1 protein-coding gene is annotated in these 503 nt (G+C 29.2%); it reads right to left on the bottom strand.

Annotation, left to right across the window (positions count from 1 at the left end):
- Window positions 1-503 (bottom strand): glycosyltransferase (locus NCY57_RS16760; RefSeq protein ID WP_250789888.1); only part of this gene is annotated, 503 nt, incomplete at both ends.

Raw genomic sequence — 503 nt, 5'->3', positions numbered from 1 at the left:
CGTACCCAAATATGTTTTATATTTTTCTTGATTTGAGTAACCATTCATACTATAATCAGCGATTATCAAATCTACATATTTAAAAGTCCCGCCATTTAAATAAAGTCTAAGGAAAAAATTGTAATCTGCCACTCGATAAGCTAAATCAAAAAATTCTGTTTTCATAATACTTGTTTTTGTAATACTTGATTGATGGCAAAATGGCATATTCCATTTCATGAATTCAATAGGATCTGCTTTTGTCATCCATTTTTCATCTCTAGAAACTCTAACTGTATTTCCATATATAACATCATCGTCCAATTCTTGATTTGCAAAAAGTGTTTCTAATACTTCTGAATCATGAAATTTATCATCCGCATTCATAAAATTGATATATCTTCCTCTAGCCATTTGAATTCCTTTATTCATTGCATCAAAAATTCCTTGATCTTGCTCAGAAATATGGCGGTACTGTACCCCTCTATTTTTAAACTTCTTATCATATGAACATACTATTTTAT

It is taken from the genome of Blautia sp. MB18-30 (assembly GCF_023669475.1).
Taxonomy (GTDB): Bacteria; Bacillota; Clostridia; order Lachnospirales; family Lachnospiraceae; genus Blautia_A; species Blautia_A fusiformis.
This window is presented reverse-complemented; position numbering and strand designations above follow the sequence as displayed.